This window comes from Bacterioplanoides sp., assembly GCF_965226395.1.
Taxonomy (GTDB): domain Bacteria; phylum Pseudomonadota; class Gammaproteobacteria; order Pseudomonadales; family Oceanobacteraceae; genus Bacterioplanoides.
Genome location: NZ_OZ245358.1, coordinates 1,782,561 through 1,804,917 on the forward strand (window position 1 = coordinate 1,782,561; position 22,357 = coordinate 1,804,917).

Annotated in this window: 22 protein-coding genes; 10 read left to right on the forward strand and 12 right to left on the reverse strand. The window is 50.2% G+C overall.

The genetic code is table 11. The features are described from left to right. Positions 1 to 24: 24 nt before the first annotated feature. Together ACO05E_RS08100 and ACO05E_RS08105 are read left to right on the forward strand one after the other, a co-directional pair. Positions 25 to 339: a hypothetical protein gene (locus ACO05E_RS08100; protein ID WP_419812472.1), complete on the forward strand. Its 315-nt coding sequence runs from the start codon at positions 25 to 27 to the stop codon at positions 337 to 339. A 2-nt stretch (positions 340 to 341) separates the two neighbouring features. Next, positions 342 to 1,142, forward strand: a complete 801-nt coding sequence (locus ACO05E_RS08105; RefSeq protein WP_419812473.1) for a hypothetical protein — start codon at positions 342 to 344, stop codon at positions 1,140 to 1,142. A gap of 24 nt (positions 1,143 to 1,166) precedes the next feature. Here ACO05E_RS08105 and tatC read toward each other — a convergent pair whose 3' ends face one another. From tatC to ubiE, 10 genes are all read right to left on the reverse strand, one after another. Next, positions 1,167 to 1,928 carry a twin-arginine translocase subunit TatC gene (gene tatC, locus ACO05E_RS08110; protein ID WP_419812474.1) on the reverse strand — a complete coding sequence of 254 codons (762 nt, stop codon included), beginning with the start codon at positions 1,926 to 1,928 and terminating at the stop codon, positions 1,167 to 1,169. After that, entirely contained in the window at positions 1,925 to 2,299 is a 375-nt protein-coding gene (gene tatB / locus ACO05E_RS08115; protein ID WP_419812475.1) for a Sec-independent protein translocase protein TatB, read from the reverse strand. Before tatB ends, tatC begins: the two co-directional genes overlap by 4 nt. 11 nt (positions 2,300 to 2,310) lie before the next feature. Further along, on the reverse strand, positions 2,311 to 2,589 hold the full coding sequence (tatA, locus tag ACO05E_RS08120) for a Sec-independent protein translocase subunit TatA (protein ID WP_419812476.1): 279 nt from the start codon (positions 2,587 to 2,589) through the stop codon (positions 2,311 to 2,313). 52 nt (positions 2,590 to 2,641) lie between these two features. Beyond that, the gene (locus ACO05E_RS08125) at positions 2,642 to 2,977 is read right to left on the reverse strand and encodes a phosphoribosyl-ATP diphosphatase (RefSeq protein ID WP_419812477.1); all 336 of its coding nucleotides are present in this window, start codon (positions 2,975 to 2,977) and stop codon (positions 2,642 to 2,644) included. A gap of 40 nt (positions 2,978 to 3,017) precedes the next feature. Beyond that, positions 3,018 to 3,398 (reverse strand): phosphoribosyl-AMP cyclohydrolase, encoded by a 381-nt coding sequence (gene hisI, locus ACO05E_RS08130; protein WP_419812478.1) that lies wholly within the window; start codon positions 3,396 to 3,398, stop codon positions 3,018 to 3,020. Between the two features lie 185 nt (positions 3,399 to 3,583). Continuing rightward, positions 3,584 to 4,315: a spondin domain-containing protein gene (locus ACO05E_RS08135; RefSeq protein ID WP_419812479.1), complete on the reverse strand. Its 732-nt coding sequence runs from the start codon at positions 4,313 to 4,315 to the stop codon at positions 3,584 to 3,586. Positions 4,316 to 4,338: 23 nt separating this feature from the next. Next, positions 4,339 to 5,061, reverse strand: coding sequence for a spondin domain-containing protein (locus ACO05E_RS08140; protein ID WP_419812480.1), 723 nt, complete (start codon positions 5,059 to 5,061; stop codon positions 4,339 to 4,341). A 255-nt stretch (positions 5,062 to 5,316) separates the two neighbouring features. Then, complete coding sequence (ubiB, locus tag ACO05E_RS08145) at positions 5,317 to 6,969, reverse strand: ubiquinone biosynthesis regulatory protein kinase UbiB (protein WP_419812481.1); 1,653 nt, start codon at positions 6,967 to 6,969, stop codon at positions 5,317 to 5,319. A 19-nt stretch (positions 6,970 to 6,988) separates the two neighbouring features. Beyond that, on the reverse strand, positions 6,989 to 7,630 hold the full coding sequence (locus ACO05E_RS08150) for a ubiquinone biosynthesis accessory factor UbiJ (protein ID WP_419812482.1): 642 nt from the start codon (positions 7,628 to 7,630) through the stop codon (positions 6,989 to 6,991). A gap of 15 nt (positions 7,631 to 7,645) precedes the next feature. Beyond that, positions 7,646 to 8,392, reverse strand: a complete 747-nt coding sequence (ubiE, locus tag ACO05E_RS08155; protein WP_419812483.1) for a bifunctional demethylmenaquinone methyltransferase/2-methoxy-6-polyprenyl-1,4-benzoquinol methylase UbiE — start codon at positions 8,390 to 8,392, stop codon at positions 7,646 to 7,648. A 239-nt stretch (positions 8,393 to 8,631) separates the two neighbouring features. Here ubiE and ACO05E_RS08160 point away from each other — a divergent pair, with 239 nt between their 5' ends. Next, complete coding sequence (locus ACO05E_RS08160) at positions 8,632 to 8,889, forward strand: DUF1145 domain-containing protein (protein WP_419812484.1); 258 nt, start codon at positions 8,632 to 8,634, stop codon at positions 8,887 to 8,889. Positions 8,890 to 8,985: 96 nt separating this feature from the next. Here the strand turns inward: ACO05E_RS08160 and ACO05E_RS08165 are convergent, their stop codons facing one another. Further along, on the reverse strand, positions 8,986 to 10,365 hold the full coding sequence (locus tag ACO05E_RS08165) for a TolC family outer membrane protein (RefSeq protein WP_419812485.1): 1,380 nt from the start codon (positions 10,363 to 10,365) through the stop codon (positions 8,986 to 8,988). A gap of 409 nt (positions 10,366 to 10,774) precedes the next feature. Here ACO05E_RS08165 and ACO05E_RS08170 point away from each other — a divergent pair, with 409 nt between their 5' ends. The 6 genes from ACO05E_RS08170 (at position 10,775) to ACO05E_RS08195 (ending at position 19,342) form a co-directional block, all read left to right on the forward strand. After that, a complete protein-coding gene (locus ACO05E_RS08170; protein ID WP_419812486.1) occupies positions 10,775 to 11,236 on the forward strand; it encodes a DUF1249 domain-containing protein in 462 nt (153 codons plus the stop codon). A gap of 123 nt (positions 11,237 to 11,359) precedes the next feature. Continuing rightward, positions 11,360 to 12,178: a 3',5'-cyclic-AMP phosphodiesterase gene (cpdA, locus tag ACO05E_RS08175; protein WP_419812487.1), complete on the forward strand. Its 819-nt coding sequence runs from the start codon at positions 11,360 to 11,362 to the stop codon at positions 12,176 to 12,178. 24 nt (positions 12,179 to 12,202) lie between these two features. Continuing rightward, positions 12,203 to 12,793 (forward strand): YqiA/YcfP family alpha/beta fold hydrolase, encoded by a 591-nt coding sequence (locus ACO05E_RS08180; protein WP_419812488.1) that lies wholly within the window; start codon positions 12,203 to 12,205, stop codon positions 12,791 to 12,793. Positions 12,794 to 12,921: 128 nt separating this feature from the next. Beyond that, entirely contained in the window at positions 12,922 to 15,417 is a 2,496-nt protein-coding gene (locus ACO05E_RS08185) for an EAL domain-containing protein (RefSeq protein WP_419812489.1), read from the forward strand. An 80-nt stretch (positions 15,418 to 15,497) separates the two neighbouring features. After that, complete coding sequence (gene parE, locus ACO05E_RS08190) at positions 15,498 to 17,390, forward strand: DNA topoisomerase IV subunit B (RefSeq protein ID WP_419812490.1); 1,893 nt, start codon at positions 15,498 to 15,500, stop codon at positions 17,388 to 17,390. Between the two features lie 65 nt (positions 17,391 to 17,455). Continuing rightward, positions 17,456 to 19,342, forward strand: a complete 1,887-nt coding sequence (locus ACO05E_RS08195) for a putative bifunctional diguanylate cyclase/phosphodiesterase (protein WP_419812491.1) — start codon at positions 17,456 to 17,458, stop codon at positions 19,340 to 19,342. A gap of 33 nt (positions 19,343 to 19,375) precedes the next feature. Here ACO05E_RS08195 and ACO05E_RS08200 read toward each other — a convergent pair whose 3' ends face one another. Next, positions 19,376 to 19,816 (reverse strand): hypothetical protein, encoded by a 441-nt coding sequence (locus ACO05E_RS08200; protein ID WP_419812492.1) that lies wholly within the window; start codon positions 19,814 to 19,816, stop codon positions 19,376 to 19,378. A gap of 211 nt (positions 19,817 to 20,027) precedes the next feature. Here ACO05E_RS08200 and parC point away from each other — a divergent pair, with 211 nt between their 5' ends. Continuing rightward, positions 20,028 to 22,289: a DNA topoisomerase IV subunit A gene (parC, locus tag ACO05E_RS08205; RefSeq protein WP_419812493.1), complete on the forward strand. Its 2,262-nt coding sequence runs from the start codon at positions 20,028 to 20,030 to the stop codon at positions 22,287 to 22,289. Positions 22,290 to 22,357 lie beyond the last annotated feature (68 nt).

The following is a 22,357-nucleotide window of genomic DNA, read 5'->3' on the forward strand; positions in this document are numbered from 1 at the left end:
ATTCCTGGCTGGAAGGGGATAAAAATGAAATCCAGCTTAATTGTATTGATGCTTGTATTGTTATCGGCCTGCAGTACATCGGGCAAAAGCCAGGAACCTGCCGAAACCATTTGGGGTTATCGCTGGCAGGGCAATATTCTGTTTGTTGATGTCACCAGTCATGGTTGCACGAAGGCAGAGGACTTTTCTCTGCTCTGGAACGAAGACCTGCTATTGTTAAAACGACACACACCAGACAGATGCCGTCGTATGCCATTTGTAACAACACTGAATTTTGAGACCCAACGCACTGCCGGTCAGTTGGTCACATTCGAAAACCCCGTTAAGGAAAAGCCCTGAGTATGATGTTGTTTGTTCGTGCGCTTTGTTTACTGTTGTTGATGAACACTTGGGCAGAAGCTCGCGAACAACTAAAGCTTAACTGGTCGACCTACCACTTCTCCGGTGATTATGGCCGTGAGTCTGACATTGAAACCGAAACACTGGTGAACCAGTTATCGATTAACTATCAACGATCTCAATGGCAGTTAGGGTTTAGTCAGGCGTATCTATCGCAAACCGGCCCGCGCACATTACTGATTGATGAATACGAGGATGATGATGGTTTTTTAATCCGCGAATTTATTGAGCGTAATGAAGAGCGCCGTGGCTTTGGTGACCCGAATATCAAAGTCAGTTATCAATGGCCCAAACAAACCTCTTATTATCGCCAGAACGGCGGTTTATGGCGTGCTTCCGGGCGCTGGAAAATCCCGCTGGCGGATGATGAAGATGGTTTTTCCAATGGTCGTCATGAATGGTTTGCAGCAATACAACGCAGCCAGCATTTTGATCAGCTGTCACTGAGCATGACATTGGGCCGACATTGGCGCACCCACAAACAGAATGCGGCCAATAATGCGCGTAATTATATCCGCTTATCGACCATGTTCTTCCCCGAACGGCGGGTTGGTATTGGCGCTTCTTATTATGCCAAGCAAGCCTCAGCTGGCGCTGTGGATGACGTGCGCTCCGGCTCGTTAAATGGGTATTGGCGTATTAATCGCGACTGGTCATTGTCTGGCTCAGTCGGCAAAGGATTCAGCGATGTGGTGTCGGATCAGGTGTTTGGTCTTAACCTGTCACATCGCTGGCGGTTGTAGTCTGTTTAAGCCACTTCTGTTTATTTAGCCGGCAATCGAGTTATCGCCTTGATCTTCTTCGTCATTATCTCGCGGTTTAATCATACGCGAGAACAACACACCAATTTCAAATAACGAGTACATCGGCAATGCCAGCACGGTTTGTGAAATTACATCCGGTGGTGTCACCAGCATGCCAACCACAAAACAGCCAAGGAAAATATACGGACGCTTCTCGCTTAATGATTGCACCGTTGTCATGCCGGTTAATACCATCAGAAAGGTGGCAATCGGAATTTCAAAAGCGATACCAAAAGCAAAAAAGATCTTAAGAATAAAATTCAGGATGTTGGCAATATCGGGTAAAAACGATACACCGTCAGGGCCAGTGGCAGTAAAGAAACCAAACACCAGTGGCAGCACCACAAAGTAGGCAAAGGCGATTCCGGCATAAAATAAAATAATGCTGGAGATTAACAGCGGAATGCCAAACTTCTTCTCATGCTGATACAGCCCTGGAGCAATAAACGACCAGATCTGATACAGAATAAACGGGATGGCTAATAAAATCGCCAGCACCATGGTCATTTTAAACGGCACTAAAAAGGGAGAAGCAACGCCGGTGGCAATCATATCGCCAGTGTTGGGGAGCAGATTTGATAGTGGCTCAACCATGATCAGGTACAAATCATTGGCGAAATAAAACATGCTTAAAAACAACGCCAGTACCAGCAGCACGGATTTTAATAAGCGATTACGCAGCTCGATCAGATGCGAAACGAGCGGTTGTTCCTGATCTGTACTCATAAAGATTTTTTATCGTTGGCAGTGGAGTCTGCGGTGGCGGATGAAGGGGTTGGTGGGTTTGTTGCAGAAGCTGCTGATGAGGTCGATGCTTCAGCCGAATGCGCGTTATTACTATCTGCTGAGGCACTGGTCGCCGTCTTCTGTTTTTGGTCGTCGTCCATAAAGGTGGCGTACGGGTCTTTTAATTTTTCCCGCAGCTCTTCAGTACGGGCATGGCGCTCCAGATCATCCTGGATATTGCTCATGGTGCGACGCACTTTACCAATCAACAAACCCAGACTGCGGGCTGCTTTTGGCAGTCGCTCCGGGCCCAGAACCAGCAAACCCAGAATGGCGACCACCATTAATTCAAGAAAACCAATATCAAACATCAGTCGTTATCTTATTGGTCTTTTTTGTCGGCAGATTGCTCTGCGCTTTTTTGAGCGGTCTTGGTTTCAGCAAAGTCAGCGTCTTTCTCTAACTCATCGGCTTTTTCATGAGTCAGGTTTTTTGCTTCTTCGTCTTTTTTCTCAGCCGGTTCTTCGTTCATGGCTTTTTTGAAGCCTTTCACTGCACCGCCTAAATCACCGCCCAGAGAACGCAGTTTTTTGGTGCCAAAAATCATAATGACGATGGCCAGTACAATTAATAATTGCCAGATGCTGATACCACTAAGCATGAGATTTCCTCTTCTTGTTGCACTTCTGGTGAGAGTGCTTATTTATAAATGTTTAATCTTTAGGCGTACGGGACGCTTTTTCTTCCAGCCCGGACATATCAAAGCGGCGAGCCAGTTCGTTGATCACGGCTTCCGGACGCTCCCCAAGTTGCGCCAGTGCCACCAGGCTATGAAACCATAAATCGGCGGTCTCGTAGATAACGTCTTGGTTATCACCACTGATTTCGGCGTCTTTGGCAGCCAAAATTGTTTCGGTGGCTTCTTCACCCACCTTCTCCAGAATCTTGTTCAGGCCTTTGTGATACAGGCTGGCTACATAGGAAGAGTCTTTGGAGGCGCCTTTACGCTCTTCCAGAATATCGCCCAGGGCCGAGAGAATATCGCTCATAGCTGTTTCATTTTCATTAATATGGGTTCGGCCGAAAGTGTTAATAAATGTCTTTCGGGTCTTTTAGCACCGGATCAACAGCGATCCATTCACCATCCTGATACACCTGATAGAAGCAGCTCTCGCGGCCGGTATGGCAAGCGATGCCGCCGATCTGTTCTACCTGCATCACGACCACGTCGGCATCACAATCCAGGCGCAGTTCGTGCAGCTGCTGCACATGGCCCGACTCTTCACCTTTACGCCATAGTTTCTGGCGTGAACGGGAGTAATAAATGGCACGGTTTTCTTTGGCGGTCAGTTCCAGTGCTTCACGATTCATCCAGGCCATCATTAAAATACGGCCGCTTTTGTGATCCTGGGCAATGGCCGGAACCAAACCATCTTTATCCCATTTAACCGCGTCTAACCAGTTGCTCATGTTGTTCTCTTACATCCTATGCGCTTGCGCCCTGATGTGGATCAACAAGCTGAATACAGGCGATGCAGGATACCGTATGAGTTTGCTATGTGGAAGTTGACTGTTATGCACAAGCTGGCAAAAACAAAAAAGACCGGCACCTTATCAGGTGCCGGTCTTCTTATTACAGCCTATCAGGCAAGCTCTTACTGAACGCGGGTTACACGAATCGCAACAGCAGGCTGATCAAAGCGGTGCGTGTGGTCCAGCGCTGAGGAGGCTAAACCCTGATCTTTGGTCAGAACCCCCTGGTGGAAGGTGACTTTGTTCAACAGATCATCACGCGCAACATTGGTACCTTCACCGTTAGCGGCAGGTCCTGGCATGGTTGCCGCCGTTTCGGTATTCGCTTCGGTGCCAGCATCCCAAACCGGGCCGTTCCAGCGCATGGTGTCACCCACAGCCATGTTGCCCAGCAAGACATTGTTCACACCGGTGAACGCATCGTTGGTATTCGCCAGCATTGTCAGACCCGTCAGATACAGACCTTCGGTTGACGAAACACCGTCTAGCGTCATAGTAAAGGTACGGTTGCCACCCGGAGGTACAACGGCCGGACCAGCATACGTTTTTAATACCGCAGCATTGCTGCCTGCCGCCGTTAACAGCGCTGCTGGTGAGCCACTTTCTGCCAGATCTTCCAGCTCAACCGACGCGGCTTCACCTTCGTTAAAGGCCAGGTAGCCACGGCGGTGAACAATCACTGCAGCCGGAGTCTGAGGCTGACCTGAGGTCAGGTTGGTCAGAGAAATTTGCAACTGAACCTGACTCGTTTGTGGTGCCGGATCATTATCATCGTCGTCATCACCGCCACAAGCGACCAGCATGGCGCTGATCAGCGGTAATACCGCTATTTGTTTTAAAGTACGTAAACCCATTGTGGTTCTCCTTGCTTAACGGCTTATTTAACAACAACTTTTAAGCGAGCAACCGGGTTTAACCAGCGGTGTTTTGAGCTGTCGATATCAGAAGCGCCGCCGCTTGCATCCAGGTCACCCAGGTTACCACGGTGGATATGAACCACACCGTTTTCATCACCGGTTGGGCCAACACCCGTACCGCCAGAAGTCACAACGCCGTTACCACCCGGGTTACCAAAGGTCATCAGGAACGGAGGGTTTGGCTGAGAGCTGGCCAGTTCATCGTTGTATTCTGTGCCTGAATCGTAAGCGTTCAGATTAACGGTGTAAGTGCCTGGCTCTGTTGGAATTTTCCAGTTGTTCAGAGTCACAAAGCCATCGTTGGTTGGCAGTAACATGGCTGCCAGTGACAGGTACTCGTTACCAGCGTCTGGCTTAATGGTGAAGGTTTTGATTTCACCTGGAGCAACCGGGCCGTTAGAAGCGCCTGGAGCGCCGCTGTCACCACCGTCGGATACATTGGCCGAAGCATTGGTTGCCAGTGTAACTAAACCAGAGATATCGCCACCTTCTGCCATTTCTTCCAGTTGATCAGAGGCTTCTTCACCGGCGGTGAACAATTTAAAGGTATTGCTGTGCGCAGCCGCAAAAACCGGGGTGAAGTAAACACCCTGTGTGGCATTGGTCAGCGTAATTTCTAATTCTGCGTGTGCTGCGGTGGCCGCAGCAATTAAACCCACTGCAGTGGCTAATTTTTTAATCATGGTGTGATTCCTATCCTGTCCAAAAGTATCGTTGTTGTTGTGTGCACGTCGGGTAAGAGGCAGGCTTCAGGCGAAGAGTTCAAAAAATAAAAAAATTATTTTTCGGGATATTTTTTGCCGTTTTGTAGTCGTGGCAAAAAACGCAATAAATAAAAAAATGGAGGGAACTAATACAAAAAAAGCGGAAGTAGACCACTACTTCCGCTTTGTTTTAATAACGCATTTAAATCCAGAATAAAACTCGATGATTGTTGCTTAAGCCTTTATTAATAACCAAAGAATTCCAATGCCGGTTAACGATAAACCGGCAACTTCAGGAATGCCCAGTGTAAAGGCCTGCCACCAACTGAACAATCCGGCCATTGTGGTTAAGGTACCCAATGTCTGATGGCGTTTCTGAATTTGTTGCTGTTGCAGCGCCTGATGCAGTTGCACAATTTCCTGCTGCAGCGATTGCTGATTCTCATCCATATGGTTTAAACGAGATAAAGCGCCATGAACCAGGCCAGGGATTTGTGGCGCTTTTTCGATCCAGCCGGGCAGCTGACGTTTTAATTCCTGATAAGCGGCTTTCGGACCAAAACGGTCGCGCATCCAGCGTTCCAGGTACGGTTTGGCTGTGCTCCATAAATCCAGTTGCGGATAAAGCTGGCGACCGAGGCCTTCAATATTCAGCAGGGTTTTCTGCAACAGCACCAACTGTGGCTGCACTTCCATATTAAAGCGGCGAGCGGTACTGAATAACTGAATCAGCACCTGACCAAAGGAAATCTCGGCCAACGGTTTATCAAAAATAGGCTCACAAACGCTACGAATGGCCGCAGCAAATTCATGCACTTTGGTACTGGGCGGTACCCAACCGGAATCAATATGTAATTGCGCGACCTGATGATAATCCTGATTAAAAAAGGCCAGCAGATTCATCGCCAGATAATGCTGATCTTCTTCGGTTAAGGTGCCCACAATGCCACAATCAATAGCAATGTATTGCGGTGCAGCCGGATTGTTGCGCGAAACAAAGATATTGCCCGGGTGCATATCGGCATGAAAGAAACTGTCGCGGAATACCTGAGTAAAAAAGATTTCCACCCCCCGCTCGGCCAACACTTTCATATTGGTGTTCTGGGCATTCAGCTGTTCAACATCCGCCACCTGGATGCCATAAATACGCTCGCTCACCATGACTTTACTGCGGCAATATTCCCAGAAAACTTCAGGCAAGTAGAGGCTGTCTGAATCGGCAAAATTACGTTTCAGTTGGGTGGCGTTGGAGGCTTCAATTTGTAAGTTCAGTTCGCCATAAATGGTGTGGCGGTAATCTTCTACCACTTCTAATGGTTTCAGGCGACGGCCATCAGCAGAATATTTCACTAATAGTTTTGCCATCAGCTCCAGCAGTTGCAGGTCGCGCTCGATGGTGTTTTCAATACCCGGGCGAACCACTTTAACCACCACTTCTTGATCGCCGTATTCACTGTCTTGTGGCAAGCGTGCGGTATGGACCTGAGCAATGGAGGCGGAAGCTAATGGTTGTGGTGAGAATTCTGAAAACAACTGCTCAATCTTTTGACCCAGCTGATCTTCAATTAAGGCAATGGCTAAATCACTGTCGAACGGCGGTACGTCATCCTGTAAACGGCGTAACTCTTTAACAATGTCGTCGGGGATCAGATCCGGGCGGGTTGATAAAATCTGGCCGAATTTTACAAAGATCGGCCCAAGCGCTTCGAGTGCCAAGCGCAGTCGCGCACCACGATTAAGCTTGCTGGGGACCGGATTTAACCGCCAGGGTGCCAGCCATAAAGCAATTCGCAGTGACAGCGGCAGCTGTTCTACCGGTACCAGACTGTCGAGACGGTATTTGGTGAAGATAAAAAGAATTTTCCACAGTCGCCAGAGGTTGGCCATACGGGAAGTCCTGAAGTAATTAAGATTCTAAGAAAGTGATACGGGCCTGAAGGCGATCGGCGGCTAAGCGCAATTCATCAACCTGGCTGGCAAACTCACTGAGTTGTGGTTCTGGGGTAACCAGCTGAGCTTCATCTTCGAGATATTCTTTTGCCGCAACGGTATAGGTCGCCTGGGTTGAGCGGCCCCATTTCATCAGCCCACGTACACCTTTGCCCAGCTGATGTGCCAGCAGGCCACCGGTTAATGGCTGAATCAGCGCTTCCCAATCAATATCCAGTTGCTGCAGCACCTTGGTCAAGGTGATGGACAGCTCAGTGTCACCGTCCATATCAATGGCGCTGTTGATCAGTTGATTGGCTTTGTTGTCGGCTTTGGCGAGGGCAATAAAGTCGGCCAGTGAGCCGCTCATGGTGACATCCGGCTGAGCTTCATTGTGCAGGCTCAGGCCTAACCCCTGAGCGGATAAACGCAGGTAGACACTATTAAAGGAATCGATCTGCACACACACCAGTCGCCCGGCGTGTGTGGCAAAAACCTGTAACGCGGCGGGGTCTTGTTGCAGCAAGCGGTTAACCGCTGCTTCTATCGGCACCAGTGCACCCTGTAGCAGGGTGGGGTTATTGCCCAAATGGCTGATCAGCTTGGTGAGTGCGCCCATCAATGGCGATTCCTCTTACGGTTTGATGCCGCGGTGTAACGCCACAACGCCACTGGTCATATTGTGGTAAGTGCAGCGCACCAGACCGGCGTCTTCCATCATACCTTTCAGGGTTTCCTGATCCGGGTGCATACGGATGGATTCGGCCAGGTATTTATAGCTTTCAGAGTCGTTAGCGACGACCTTGCCCATAAACGGCAATGCGGTGAAGGAATACAGATCGTAGGCTTTGCTCATCAGCGGATTGGTCGGTTTGGAGAACTCCAGCACCAGCAAGCGGCCACCGGGTTTTAATACCCGCGCCATTGAACGCAGCGCTTTGTCTTTGTCGGTAACATTACGCAAGCCAAAGGCAATGGTAATCACATCAAACGAGTTATCGGCAAATGGCAGGCATTCGGCGTTGGCCTGAACGTAGTCGATATTACCAACATAGCCCTGGTCGGTCAGGCGATCACGGCCGACATTCAGCATCGATGAGTTGATGTCAGCCAGCACCACACCGCCGCTAGGGCCAACAATTTTGGAGAACTTCTTGGTCAGGTCACCGGTACCACCGGCCAGATCCAGTACCTGGTCGCCCGGGCGCACACCACTCATATCAATGGTGAAACGCTTCCATAAACGATGCACACCGAATGACATCAGGTCATTCATCACATCGTATTTTGCCGCCACCGAGTGAAAAACATCGGCCACCATGGCCTGCTTCTTTTCGGAATCAACGGTCTGATAACCAAAGTGTGTTTTATTGTCTGACATGATGACCTTCTTGTTCGGGCCTGAGACTCGTGTTTGTACGGGTCAGGAAATAACGTTGCAGGCATTTTACCCAGCCACCGGGAGAATGTCTTGTGCTGAGTCAGGCGCTGGCGGTAGGCTTAGCGGCAAATTCATGCTGGGGAGGTTGTCAGTTTGACGTCTTTGCACCCAGACAGCTGCGGCATCTTCGGCCATGATGCCGGGCAATCAATAATAACGATCGCGCAGAGGAAATGACTATGGTGATGATGAATAAAGTAGTAATGGTAATTTTCTGGCTGCTGGCCGGACTGGCCTGGCTGCAGAACTGGCCGGACTGGTTAGGGTTATTACCTACCGTTGCGCTTGCCGTGGCGGCGGTTCATGTGCTGGAAGTGGGGTATTTCTGGGTGGCGTTAAAAGATCGCAGTAAAAGCCCGGCGGCGGATGCGCTGCAGATTTTTATCTTTGGTATTTTCCATATGCAGCGTTTTATTAAGGCTGAAAGCGCCAGCTAAGCTTGCTGAAGACTGAGACCCGAACATAAAAAAACGGAGCTGACTGATGTTAGCTCCGTTTTTTTATATCAACATTTTATATCAGCAACCAAACCGTTAGCTTTGTGTGGCCGACGGATCCTGAGTTGCTGACGGTGCCGTTTGTGGTGCCGCAGCGGGCTGTGCCAGCCAGCCGTTTAACATGTCAATGTCTTTGGCATTCAGGGTACCGGCAAAAAACTTCAGGTTCAGCAGGTTCTCAATATAATCGTAACGGGCATTGGCATAATCGCTCTGAGCACGGAACAGGTTGCGCTGGGCATCCAGCACTTCAACAATATTCCGGGTACCCACTTCATAACCGGTTTCGGTGGCTTCCAGTGCACTCTCAGCCGAGACAATTGCTTGTTTACGGGCTTTCACATTCAGCACATCGGTTTTAATCAGGCGGAACAAACTGCGGATGTTCTGCTTAACCGTACGACGTTCGTTTTCCAGCTGATACTCTGACGCGGCAAACTGTTTCGCTGCTTGTTTGCTCTGGCTGTATAACGAGCCACCCGCCAACAGCGGCACCGATAACTGTACTCCAATGGCGGTGGTTTCCTGATTGTAAGTGTCGTCGCTAGTAAAGGATGGTTGATCGCCATCGGTATAAGACGCTACCAGATTCACTGATGGTAAATGATTGGAGCGCGTGGCATTACGTTGCATGCGCACAGCTTCTTTGTTGGCTTCGGCCAGACGTAACCCTGCGTATTTGGCCATGCCAGACGCCAGCCATTCATCAGCAACCGCTGGTTGAGGCATCTCCATCGTTACTTCAGGACGCAATGGTGTCACGGTATCAAAATAGGTACCGGTTAAACGCTCCAGTGCTTCGTAGCTGATATCCAGGTTGGCTTCCTGACCCAGCAGGTTGACATAACTTAAGTCATAACCGGCCTGCGCTTCGTGTACTTCAGTGATTGCAATTAAACCGACATCAAAGCGTTGTTTGGTTTGCTCCAGTGAGCGCTTAACGGCTTTCTCTTCTGCCTGGGCAGCAGAAAGGTTGTCTTGCGCACGCAAAACATTGAAATAGCTCTGGGCACTGCGCAGCAGTAACTGCTGTTCTGCCAGCTGTAACTGGTAACCGGCGACATCATCGCCAGCAACCGCAGCCTGATAGGTGTACCAGCTGTTCAGGTTAAACAGTGCCTGAGAAGCTTGCAGCTGTAACTGACTCTGTTCGTAATCACGTTCTTCGGTGCCAATGCTGCCAGCGGGTAAATCCGATTCCACATCAATCTGAGTGATGCTGTAGTTCAGGCTTGCCTGGGGCAATAAACCACCACGGGCGGTTCCGACGTTATAGCTGTTGGCCTGACGATTGGCCCGGGCGGTGGCAATTTCGGCATCGTTGCTGACCGCATACTGATAAATGGTGCTAAGGTCGGCGGCGTGCGACAGGCTGCTGGCTAATACGGCAGCGCTGAGGGTCAGGATTTTTTTCATAAGGTCGGGCCTTTGGCATCCATGTGAAATAAAGTGGCTTGATTCTAGCAGAATAAATAAGGCTAAAAATGCCTTTATTGTTCCAGAATTAAAGACAGACTGTGCAAGGGTCCGGGTACTCTGCTGAATTAATGTTTTCAACAATCGGGGTTAACACAAGAGTCAACAAGCTAGAGAGTAAAGCATGACTGCGAGATCGAAAACCCCATGCGTTGTCAGACTGCTTAATAGCGTATTCTCTGGTGCTGTTTTTCTGAGAGTCCTTGTTTGCGATAGCCCGTATGGCGATAAGTGACTCGCTGGTTAGTTACATTTTTTATTTCCCTCAGTCAGCTTCTCTGGTTAGTCTGCGCCTGCTGTTTGATTTATTGAATGTTTGGCTGAGTGGCTGACGTAAACGGAGTCTGGCTTGTTACGCAAAAAACGATATGTTCCCGATTTGCAGGAGTTGTCATCGCTGGCAGAAAAAAATTTCCTGCGCTTTTTTAAACTGTTTCCGCAAATGGAAGCAGGCAGCGAGCGTGCGTTTATTATCAGTGGTTCCTCTGAACATCAGGCGCGGATTGTCATTCGCGTTGAAGAAGTACATCCCTACACCACGATGCTGGAAATTATTCAGCAGGGGCTGAGCCCGGAGTGGATTCAGCCCCCACGCATGCAAGTCCGCTTGTATCACGACGCCAATATGGCCGAGGTGCTGAGCTATCAGAACCAGAAACGTTTTGAAGGTCGTTACCAATACCCCAACCCAACCATGCGTTTGCCGGATGAGAAACTGCAGTTAAATCGATTTCTGGCAGACTGGCTGGATCATTGCCTACACTATGGTCATGTGGATACGCCGTTTGAATTTATGCCGGATTACAGCTGAAGTTTGTAAAACGCGGTAAAAAACGACGAAATCACCACAAAAATGTGAACCAGATCTCAGTTGACTTGAGCCTGGCTTGTATAAAGTGGAACGTGCTAACAATAAAAGGGAGTGGGCGCAGACGTGTTCTCACTGAAGACTAACGATTCCGTTCATCTGGTTCAGATCACAGATACCCATCTGAATGAACCGGAAGATGGCCATTTGCTGGGAATGCAGACACTGCATAGCCTGCAATGTGTGCTGGATCGTGTGCGCACGGAGCAATCTCATCTGGATGCACTGCTGGTGACCGGAGACTTGTCTCAGGATGGCTCGCTGCAGTCGTACCAGCATCTGCAGCGAGCACTGACTGCATTTTCTTGCCCTTCCTTCTGGCTCGAAGGCAATCATGATAATCCCACTCATCTGAACCGTATGGTTGATCCGCAGCAGAGCGGTAATCAACATCTTGAACGTCTGATTCATACCCCGCACTGGCAGATCATTATGCTGAATTCGCAGGTACCGGGTAAGGTCTATGGACATCTGGCTGATGACCAGCTGCAGTTGCTGGAGCAGGCGTTATCACAACAGCCGCAGCGTCATACGCTGGTGTGTTTTCACCATCACCCGGTCGAGATGGAGTGCGACTGGATTGACGGCATCGGCATCAATAATGCCGCCGATTTCTGGCAGGTTATTGATCGTCATGACAATGTTCGCGCGGTGCTCTGGGGCCATGTGCATCAGGACAGTGACCGGATGCGCGGTGATGTACGGTTATTATCCACCCCGTCTACGTGTGTGCAGTTTGAGCCTCATACTCATAATTTCTCGGTGGATCACCGGGCACCGGGTTATCGCCAACTGACATTACACGCCGATGGTCGCATTGATACGGTCGTCAGCCGGGTTGATGATATTGAATTTGAAGTGGATTATTCCGTTAAAGGGTATTAAACCAGTTAACGTTTGAGGTTCATTTTGTCAGCTTGTCTCTATTTACACGGTTTTCTGAGCTCGCCTTTATCGCAAAAAGCGCAACAGCTGGAAGCCTACTACCAGCACCACTTGCCACACGATTCACTGGTGATCCCTGAACTGCCTTTTGCGCCGGAACAGGCGATGCAGTTAGCCGAAAGCACTTTAAAACAGCTGCAACAACAGCATGATCAGGTGTATCTGATTGGCAGCTCTCTGGGCGGTTTTTATGCCACCTATCTGGCTGAAAAATATCAATTACCCGCGGTGTTGATTAACCCGGCGGTACGCCCGTTTGATTTGTTTGCCGATTATCTTGGCCCTAATACCCACTTCTATACCGGCGCTGTCCACGAACTGACGATGACACATATTGCTCAGTTACGGGCTCTGAATATCGAGCGCCTGAGTTCACCACAACATCTGTTGCTGCTGTTGCAGACCGGTGATGAAACACTGGATTACCGTCAGGCAGCGCAGCTTTACCAACGCTGCCCAGCTTGGCTTGAAGGTGGTGGCAATCACAGCTTTGAGCGTTTTATTGAGCGGATGCCGATGGTGCTGGAATTTGTTCGCCAGCATTATGAAAGCTAGCTCCAGACAGTCCTGACTCTTTGCGCTTAGTGGCGATATTTGTCCATAGCCACCCTGCGGCTGTGCTAGCCTGTGTAAATGGGGTTCACAATGGTGGTCGTGTGCAGAACAGAAGCACCATAAAACGTGTGTTTGCATTTTTGTTGCTGGCGCTGCTGAGTATGCTGGTGTATCGCTATGTCGTGGTGATTGCTGATCCGACCCAGGCGGTGCTGAAAGGCGATAGCACGGGAATTAAGATCACGGAAGGTTATCTGGTAGACCCGGGTCACAGTCTGACTTTGCCCGAGGTGATGCGTGACCCGGCTTTTGCAACAGACAGAAACCTTGAACAGGTTCCCTGGGGGTTCGGCCAGCAGGCTTATTGGCTGCGACTGAATCTTCACAATTCAACGACCCACGCTCAGACGCTGGTGGCGCACTTCTCCAATCCAATGCTTGAGCAGCTGACGGTTTATCATCGCCAAATTAATGAGCCGCAATGGCAGACAGCTAAGTTGGGTTGGCAAGCAACTGAACTGACAGTCAAACAACGTGCTATCCCTGCTTACGAAATGACTCTGCCAGCCGGAGCCAGTATGCAGCTGGTGGTGCGTATCGCCACGGCAGGTATTGCCAAAACACCGGTGGATATCTACTACAAAGATGATTTCACCAGCCTGACACAAATGACCTTTTTATTATGGGGTAGCTTTGTTGGCGTGCTGGTGGTGATGTCGCTGTTTAATCTGGTGTTGTATGCGGGCCTGAAAGACGGCGTCTACCTGGTTTATATCGGTTATATCGTCTCGGTGTTGATGATGCTGGGTGTGGTGATGGGTTTTGGTCACTATATCTTTCCGGAAACCGCGATGCGCTGGCTGCGCCTGCATATTGTGTCGGTCAATCTGTCGGTGGTGATTTGCACCTTGTCGTTTGCCCTGCTGTTTTTTGATGCCACGGATAAGCAAAGCCGTATTGTTCGCTGGTGTGTTCGTTATATCCAATTGTTGATTGCTCTGGCGGTTATTTTTCTGGTTGTACCGGAATATCTGGCGGCGCCGGTTTTCTTTGTTGCGCTGGCATTTTTATATCCGCTGATTGGACTGTTTCTGTTCCGCCAATTCAAACGTAAGCAGCGCTGGGCACGTTATTACCTGTTGTCGTGGATTCCTCTGGTGGTGGGAGGAGCGATTCAGCCGATGAGCTTAACCGGCGTGATTGAAGGCACGTTTCTGACCCTGCATTCGATGATGATTGGTGTTTCGATCGAAGTGGTGCTGATGGCCATGGGTCTTGCCAATCGTATGCAGTACAAAAAAGAACAAGCGCTGTTTAATGCGATACATGATCCGGGTACCCGCCTGCCGAATGCCACTCTGTTGGAACACCGCATTAAAGCCTTGGTACATAACCGCCAGCCGTTTGCTGTCTGCCTGATTGAAGTGGCTGACTTTTCCGCATTGCAGCCGTATATCAGCACCACAGATACTAACGATCTGATGGTGATGATCGCCCGGGTAGTGAATCGGGAGTTGTTATTTCAACCGCAGTTTCAGGTGTTGGAAGATGAACCACCACAGGTGCATAAACTGGCGCGTCTGAAAGATGGTTTGCTGGCGCTACTGATTACCGACGATGCGAACGGCAACAGCGAAGCGCTTCAGAGTATTCAGCAACAGCTGTCATCCGGTGCTCAGATTGGTGAATTGTATATTGCACTGGCACTGCGCTTTGGCTTGTCGGATTTTGGTTATCACAATGACGAGCAGGCGCTGGATGTACTGAAACAAGCACAGCAAGCGTTGGAACAAGCCAAATATTTACCCGCCGGTATCGCGTTTTATCATGCCGATCAGGCGTACAGTTTTGCTCAGCGGTTATCGTTGGCGGCGAGTTTACAGGCGGCATTGCGGCGTAATGAGCTGTCTTTGTATCACCAGCCACAGGTTGATCTGAACAGCGGTCAGGTGGACGGTTCGGAAGCGTTATTGCGCTGGCGACACCCGGAGCTGGGTTATATCCCACCGGTTGAGTTTATTCCGCTGGCAGAAGATACCGGCATCATTAATGAGATTACTCTCTGGGTGATTGACCGCGCTTGTCAGGATCTGGAGGTCTTTTCGGCACTGGGGCATGAGCAACATAATGTGTCGGTGAACATCAGTGGCAAAGACATTGCCGAGCCGGGCTTTCTCGACAATGTGCAGACGATTCTGCAACGCCATCGTTTTCCTCTGTCGAACCTGACGTTTGAGTTAACGGAATCGGCCACGGTGAACGATTTTCATCTGTTAACCGAGAGTCTGCATGCATTGGCTGCGATGGGGGTTCAGATAGCCATTGATGATTATGGTACCGGTTATTCGTCGCTGTTTTATATCTCAGAGCTGCCGTTTACCGAGCTGAAAATTGATAAAAGTTTTGTGTCGGATATGGATGTCTCTCCGCGTCATCACACCATTGTGAAAACCACCATTGAAATGGCCAAAAGCATGGGCTTAAAAGTGGTGGCCGAGGGGGTTGAGTCGGCAGCTGTTGAAACTCTGCTACACGAACAGGGCTGCCATATTGTTCAGGGGTTTTATTATCAGAAGCCGATTCCGCTCGATCGCTATCTGGCGTGGCTGGCAAACCGGCAGTAGCAACTGCATGTGTAATTGCATTAGGAATTAGCGCCGTCGCGGTTATACTGGACGAATTCTGGATTGATAAACTGACACTCATGACGACCAAACAATATACCGCCTCTTCGATTGAAGTTTTAAGTGGCTTAGACCCGGTTCGTAAACGCCCCGGTATGTACACCGATACCACTCGGCCGAATCATCTGGCGCAGGAAGTAATTGATAACTCGGTGGACGAAGCGTTAGCCGGTCATGCCAGCACCATCGAAGTCACCCTGCACGGCGATGGTTCCATGACCGTGCTGGATGATGGCCGTGGTATGCCTACCGATATTCACCCGGAGCATGGTGTCTCTGGTGTTGAACTGATTCTGACCCAGCTGCACGCGGGTGGTAAATTCTCCAACGATAATTACCAGTTCTCCGGTGGTTTGCACGGTGTTGGTGTGTCGGTGGTGAATGCCTTATCCAAAGTGCTGGAAGTGACCATCTGGCGTGATGGCCAGGTACAGCGTATTGGTTTCCAGAACGGTGACAAGGCGCTGGATCTGCAGGTCGTTGATAGTTGTGGCAAAAAGCGCACCGGTACCAGTGTCCGTTTCCTGCCAGACCCGCAATACTTTGATTCGTCGAAGTTCTCAGTGCCCCGGTTAAAACACGTACTGCGTGCCAAAGCGGTATTGTGTCCGGGGCTGCGCATTAAATTTAATGCGCCCAATGCCGAAGACAGTGCCGAGTGGTACTACGAAGACGGCCTGAAAGATTATTTAAAAGTCAGCTCTACCGGTTACGAAACCCTGCCCGCCGAGCCGTTTACCGGCACCATGACCGGCGAAACAGAAGGTGTGGACTGGGCGGTGCAATGGCTGCCGGAAGGTGGCGAGTTGTGTCAGGAGAGTTACGTTAACCTGATTCCCACGGCTCAGGGCGGAACCCACGTTAACGGTTTCCGTTCCGGTTTATTAGACGCGCTGCGTGAGTTTTGTGAATTCCGCAATTTATTGCCGCGTGGTGTGAAATTAACCCCGGATGATTTATGGGAGCGTTGCTCTTATGTGTTATCGGCCAAATTAGCTGATCCACAGTTTGCCGGGCAAACCAAAGAGCGCTTATCGTCGCGCGAAGCGTCATCCTTTATCTCTGGTGTGGTGAAAGATTCGTTTGCGCTGTGGTTAAACGAACACACCGCCGAAGCGGAATTGCTGGCTGAAATGGCGATCTCCAGCGCTCAGAGTCGGTTACGCAAATCGAAAAAAGTAGCGCGCAAAAAGATCACTCAGGGCCCGGCTCTGCCAGGGAAGCTGGCGGACTGTACTGGCCAGGACAGTGAACGCACCGAACTGTTTCTGGTGGAAGGGGACTCGGCTGGTGGTTCGGCCAAACAGGCGCGTGACCGTGAGTTTCAGGCCATCATGCCGCTGAGAGGCAAGATCTTGAATACCTGGGAAGTGGATTCCGGAGAGATTCTGGCCTCGGAGGAAGTCCATAATATTGCTGTGGCTTTAGGAATTGATCCCGCGACCGATAACCTAGATGGGTTACGTTACGGCAAAATCTGTATTCTGGCGGATGCCGACTCGGACGGATTACACATTGCGACACTGTTATGCGCCTTGTTTGTTCGTCATTTCCGTAAGCTGGTGGCAGAAGGTCATGTGTTTGTAGCGATGCCGCCGCTGTACCGTATTGATGTGGGCAAGGATGTGTATTACGCCCTGGATGAGGCGGAAAAAGCCGGTGTGCTGGAGCGCATCAAAGCCGAGAAAAAACGCGGTAAGGTGAATGTGCAGCGCTTTAAAGGTTTGGGTGAAATGAACCCAATGCAGTTGCGTGAAACCACGATGGACCCGAATACCCGCCGTCTGGTGCAATTGTCACTGGAGCCGGGTGATGGTACTAATGAATTGATGGATATGTTGCTGGCGAAGAAACGGGCGTCTGATCGCAAGAGCTGGTTAGAAACCCGTGGTAACGAGGTCGAAATCGCCTGAGCCTATTCCTCCGGTCACCGGCCTGATCGCTGCGTGACCACTGTCTGACACGGAAGGAATGACCCATGCAGGTACAACGTTTGGCATCGTATTTTCTCGGCCTTGGCGGGCTGTTGTATGCTGCTGGTGTCTGCGCCTGGGAAATGGAAGTCTCAGCATCTGCTCCACTCTCCTCAACCAATCACTGGCTGTGCCTGCTGCTGGGCATGTTATTACTGCTGTTATTCAGCGCTTTATTCTTCTGGGCCGGTAAACAGGTTCAGCGTCGCAAAGCATCCGAACGGCTGCTGGATTCCAGAACTGAGCTGATCAGCAGCATGTTAAATGCTCTGCCAGAGATTATTTTTTATAAAGATAACGAAGGCATTTATCGCCACGGCAATACCCGCTTCTCCGATTTTATGGGAGGCCGGGTGGAAGATCTGCTTGGCAAAACCGACTTTGAAATTTTTGATCATGAAACATCGCGCTTTTTCCGGCAGATGGATCGTGAAGCCATCGAAGCCGGTCGTTCCAAGGTTAATGAGGAATGGGTCGAAGGCGGGGATGGCAATCATCGCCTGATGGAGACGCATAAGTCGCCGCTGTTTGACCATAACGGCGACTGTATTGGTGTACTGGGTTATTGCCGGGATATTACGCTGCAGCGCCAGAGTGAAGAAAACCTGCAACACATTGCCTATCACGATCCGCTCACCAATCTGCCGAATCGCTTACGCCTGGCGGAACGTCTCGACTATGCCCTGCAACTCAGCAAACGCGACAGTGAGTTATTGGCGGTTATCTTTCTTGATCTTGATCGTTTTAAACACATCAACGACACCCTCGGTCATGCGATTGGTGATGTTTTATTAAAGGATGTGGCCCAACGGCTGCGTGAAAGTGTGCGCGAGTCGGACATCTGTGCCCGCTTGGGTGGTGATGAGTTTGTGGTGGTGCTGACGCAGATGAATTCCCGGGTGGAAATTGAGAAAAAATGCCAGCAATTACTGGAAACCATTGCCAAACCCTATCAGCTGCAAAGCCATCAGGTCACTGTCTTCACCAGCGCCGGTATCAGTTATTTTCCGGATCATGCCGCCACGCCAGATCAGTTAATCCGGGATGCTGACTCGGCTTTGCAGGCGGCCAAGGGAGAAGGACGCAATCGTTATTATGTCTTCCGTGAAGAACTGAGTCAGAATCAACATTCTTATCGCAGTCTGGAGCAGGATTTACGCCTGGCTTTTGATCGTGGTGAGTTCTCTCTGGTGTATCAGCCGCAGTTTCGTCTGGGCGAAAACCACCCGCGGCGGATCGAAGCGCTGGTGCGCTGGTCTCACCCACAGCGTGGTAATATCTCTCCTCATGACTTTATTCCAATTGCCGAAACCAGTGGCCTGATGACCGAACTAGGCCTGTGGGTTATTGAAACTGCCTGCCTGCAGTTTCTCAGCTGGAAAAAACAAGGCGTGCCGCTGGATCGGGTGGCAGTGAACGTGTCGGCCATGCAGTTCAGCGCTCAGTTTGCCGATCAGATTATTGCTTTGTTGCAGCGTCTGGAATTTGATCCGCAGTGGCTGGAGTTGGAAGTGACAGAATCACTGATGATGTCGGTCACCACTGAAGTGTCGCAGCAATTGCAGCGACTGCATCAGATCGGCATTGAGTTTGCGATTGACGATTTTGGTACCGGTTATTCCAGCCTCAGTAAAATCAAAGCTCTGCCGCTGAATGTGCTGAAAATCGATCAGTCGTTTGTGCGCGATATTAACGACGATGTCAGTGACTATGAGATTGCCCGGGCCATTATTCTGATGGCAAAAAGCCTCGGACTTACCGTGATTGCTGAAGGAGTGGAAAACCGGGAACAGGAGCAAACATTGAAACGACTGGGGTGTGAGTGGGTGCAGGGCTTTTATTATTCTGCCCCTATGGATGCCTCACGTTTTTTCCGGCGCTACTGCCAATGATGCAGTCGCGCCTTTGATTCAGGCAGGTTAGCCTTAATCCTTACGGGTCAGTGATAAAAAGCCGCCCAGGGCCAGCAGCAATAATGCACAGGCGACCAGAATCGCCACCGGATAATACAGGTTGCCGGCTAATTCCAGCTGACTGTATTTGATGATCATAATCAGTGCTTCCAGCACCAGTGCAATACACACGGTACCAACAAAACGGGTGATGGTACGGCGCATGGTCTGAAAGATATTGCCGCCGTTTTCTTCGGCGGTGTACTCCTTGCCCACCCCCAGCCCCAGCTCATACATCGCCAGCGCAATCACCAGAGTATTAATCGACTTAATCACCAGAGTGACCATATCGACATCCGGATCTGCCAGCCCTCCGAGGAAGATCTGAAATGAAGAAACAACCAGAGTAATGGCAATAATATGAAACAGCCCGGAGAACAGATACGCCGCCCCGAACTTATAAAAACGCAACATGATGATTCCTTATGCTAAACATGTGGTTAACGGCTGTTTGATACGGCGAGTATAAACCAACAATAACCCCTTGAGTGATGCTGAATGTCATGGTTTCTGCGCTTGTGTCGATTCGGGTAAGGATTGCGTAACGCTGGCATTGCTCAAGGCTGGCGACTGGGTCACAATCAGCACCAACTTTGTTCGATGAATTCTATTGATTGCGAGTCTTATGACGGATCAGATCAGTTACACAGACGACGGCGTTGAACGCCAGTCGCTGAAACAATATACCGAAAACGCGTACCTGAATTATTCCATGTACGTGATTCTCGACCGCGCATTACCCCATGTGGGCGATGGCCTGAAGCCGGTTCAACGCCGTATCGTCTACGCCATGAGCGAGTTGGGGCTGAAGCACACCGCCAAATACAAGAAGTCAGCCCGTACCGTGGGTGACGTATTGGGTAAATACCATCCGCACGGCGACAGTGCTTGTTACGAAGCCATGGTGCTGATGGCCCAGCCATTTTCCTACCGCTACCCATTAGTGGACGGTCAGGGCAACTGGGGTGCACCGGACGATCCTAAATCCTTCGCTGCCATGCGTTATACCGAAGCCAAGTTAGCCGGTTACGCCGAAGTGCTGTTGAGTGAGTTAGGCCAGGGCACGGTGGAATGGCAGCCGAACTTTGACGGCACCATGGATGAACCCAGCACCTTACCAGCGCGTTTGCCGAATATTCTGTTAAATGGCACGACTGGAATCGCGGTGGGGATGGCGACCGATATTCCGCCGCATAATGTGCGCGAAGTGGCGAGTGCCTGTATCCATTTATTGGATGACCCTAAAGCCGATATTGATGCGTTATGTGAGCACGTTCAGGCCCCTGATTTCCCAACCGATGCCGAAATCATCACCCCCAAAGATGATCTGCGTAAGTTATATCGCAGCGGCAAAGGCAGCGTAAAAATGCGCGCGGTCTACACCGTGGAAGATGGCGATATCGTGGTGACGGCGTTACCACACCAAGTATCTGGGGCAAAAATTCTGGAGCAAATCGCGGCACAAATGACGGCGAAAAAGCTGCCATTGGTTACGGATCTGCGCGACGAATCGGATCATGAAAATCCAACCCGATTAGTGATTGTTCCTAAATCTAATCGCGTCGATACCGATGCGGTGATGGCGCATTTATTTGCCACCACCGATCTGGAAAAAAACTATCGCGTGAATATGAACGTGATTGGTTTGGATGGCCGCCCGCAGGTGAAAAACCTGCAAATGATGTTAACGGAGTGGTTGGAGTATCGTACCGGTACTGTCCGTCGTCGTTTGCAACATCGCCTGGATAAAGTATTAGCGCGACTGCATATCCTTGAAGGTATGCTGGTGGCCTTCCTGAATATCGACGAAGTGATTGAAATCATCCGTACCGAAGACGAGCCCAAAGCGGTGCTGATGCAGCGTTTTGGTGTGTCGGATATTCAGGCCGAAGCCATCCTTGAATTAAAATTACGTCACCTTGCCAAGCTGGAAGAAATGAAAATCCGTGGTGAGCAGGACGAGTTAGAAAAAGAGCGTGACTCGTTAGAAAAAACCTTGGGTTCTGAGCGTCGTTTAAAAACGCTGATCAAAAAAGAATTAACCGCAGACGCAGAAAAATACGGCGATGATCGCCGTTCGCCTGTTGTCGTTCGTGGTGAAGCCAAAGCTTTCTCAGAAACTGAACTGGTATCGGCAGAATCCATCACTGTGGTGCTGTCGGAAAAAGGTTGGGTACGTGCGGCCAAAGGCCATGATATCGATGCCGAAAATCTGAATTATAAATCCGGTGACCAATATTTATTATCGGCTCCGGGTAAGAGTAATCAGAACGCCGTCTTTATCGACAGCACGGGTCGCTCCTATGCGCTACCAGCACACACCTTGCCATCGGCCCGGGGTCAGGGCGAGCCATTAAGTGGCCGCTTAACCATACCGACGGGTGCACAATTCCTTGGGTTAGTGATGGGGCCAGACTCCGATCAGTACCTGATGGCAACGGATGCGGGCTACGGCTTTATTGCTAACCTCGGCGATATGCAGAGTAAAAATAAAGCCGGTAAAAACCTGCTGACGGTGCCGGATAACGCCCGGGTGTTAATTCCTGCAAAAATTATCAATCCGGAAAAAAGCTGGATTGCCGCGGTCAGTAACGAAGGCCGTATGCTGGTGTTCCCAGCCGCCGATGTACCCGTGATGGCGCGTGGTAAAGGCAATAAGATGATTAATATTAATTCAGCCAAGGCTGCCGCCCGGGAAGAATTAATGGTCGCTTGTGTCGCCTTCAGCGAAGACGACACCATTCTGGTATACGCCGGTAAGCGTCATATGAAACTCAAGTTTGCCGACCTGGAGCATTACCAGGGTGAACGTGGCCGCCGTGGTAATAAACTACCGCGTGGCTTCCAGAATGTGGATGCGATGGAAGTGGTGCGTAAGGAAGACTGATTCCTGCTTCTCACAACAGGCTCTCAGAAGATAACGAAGAGAGCCTGTTCTATTTTATTAATTCGACT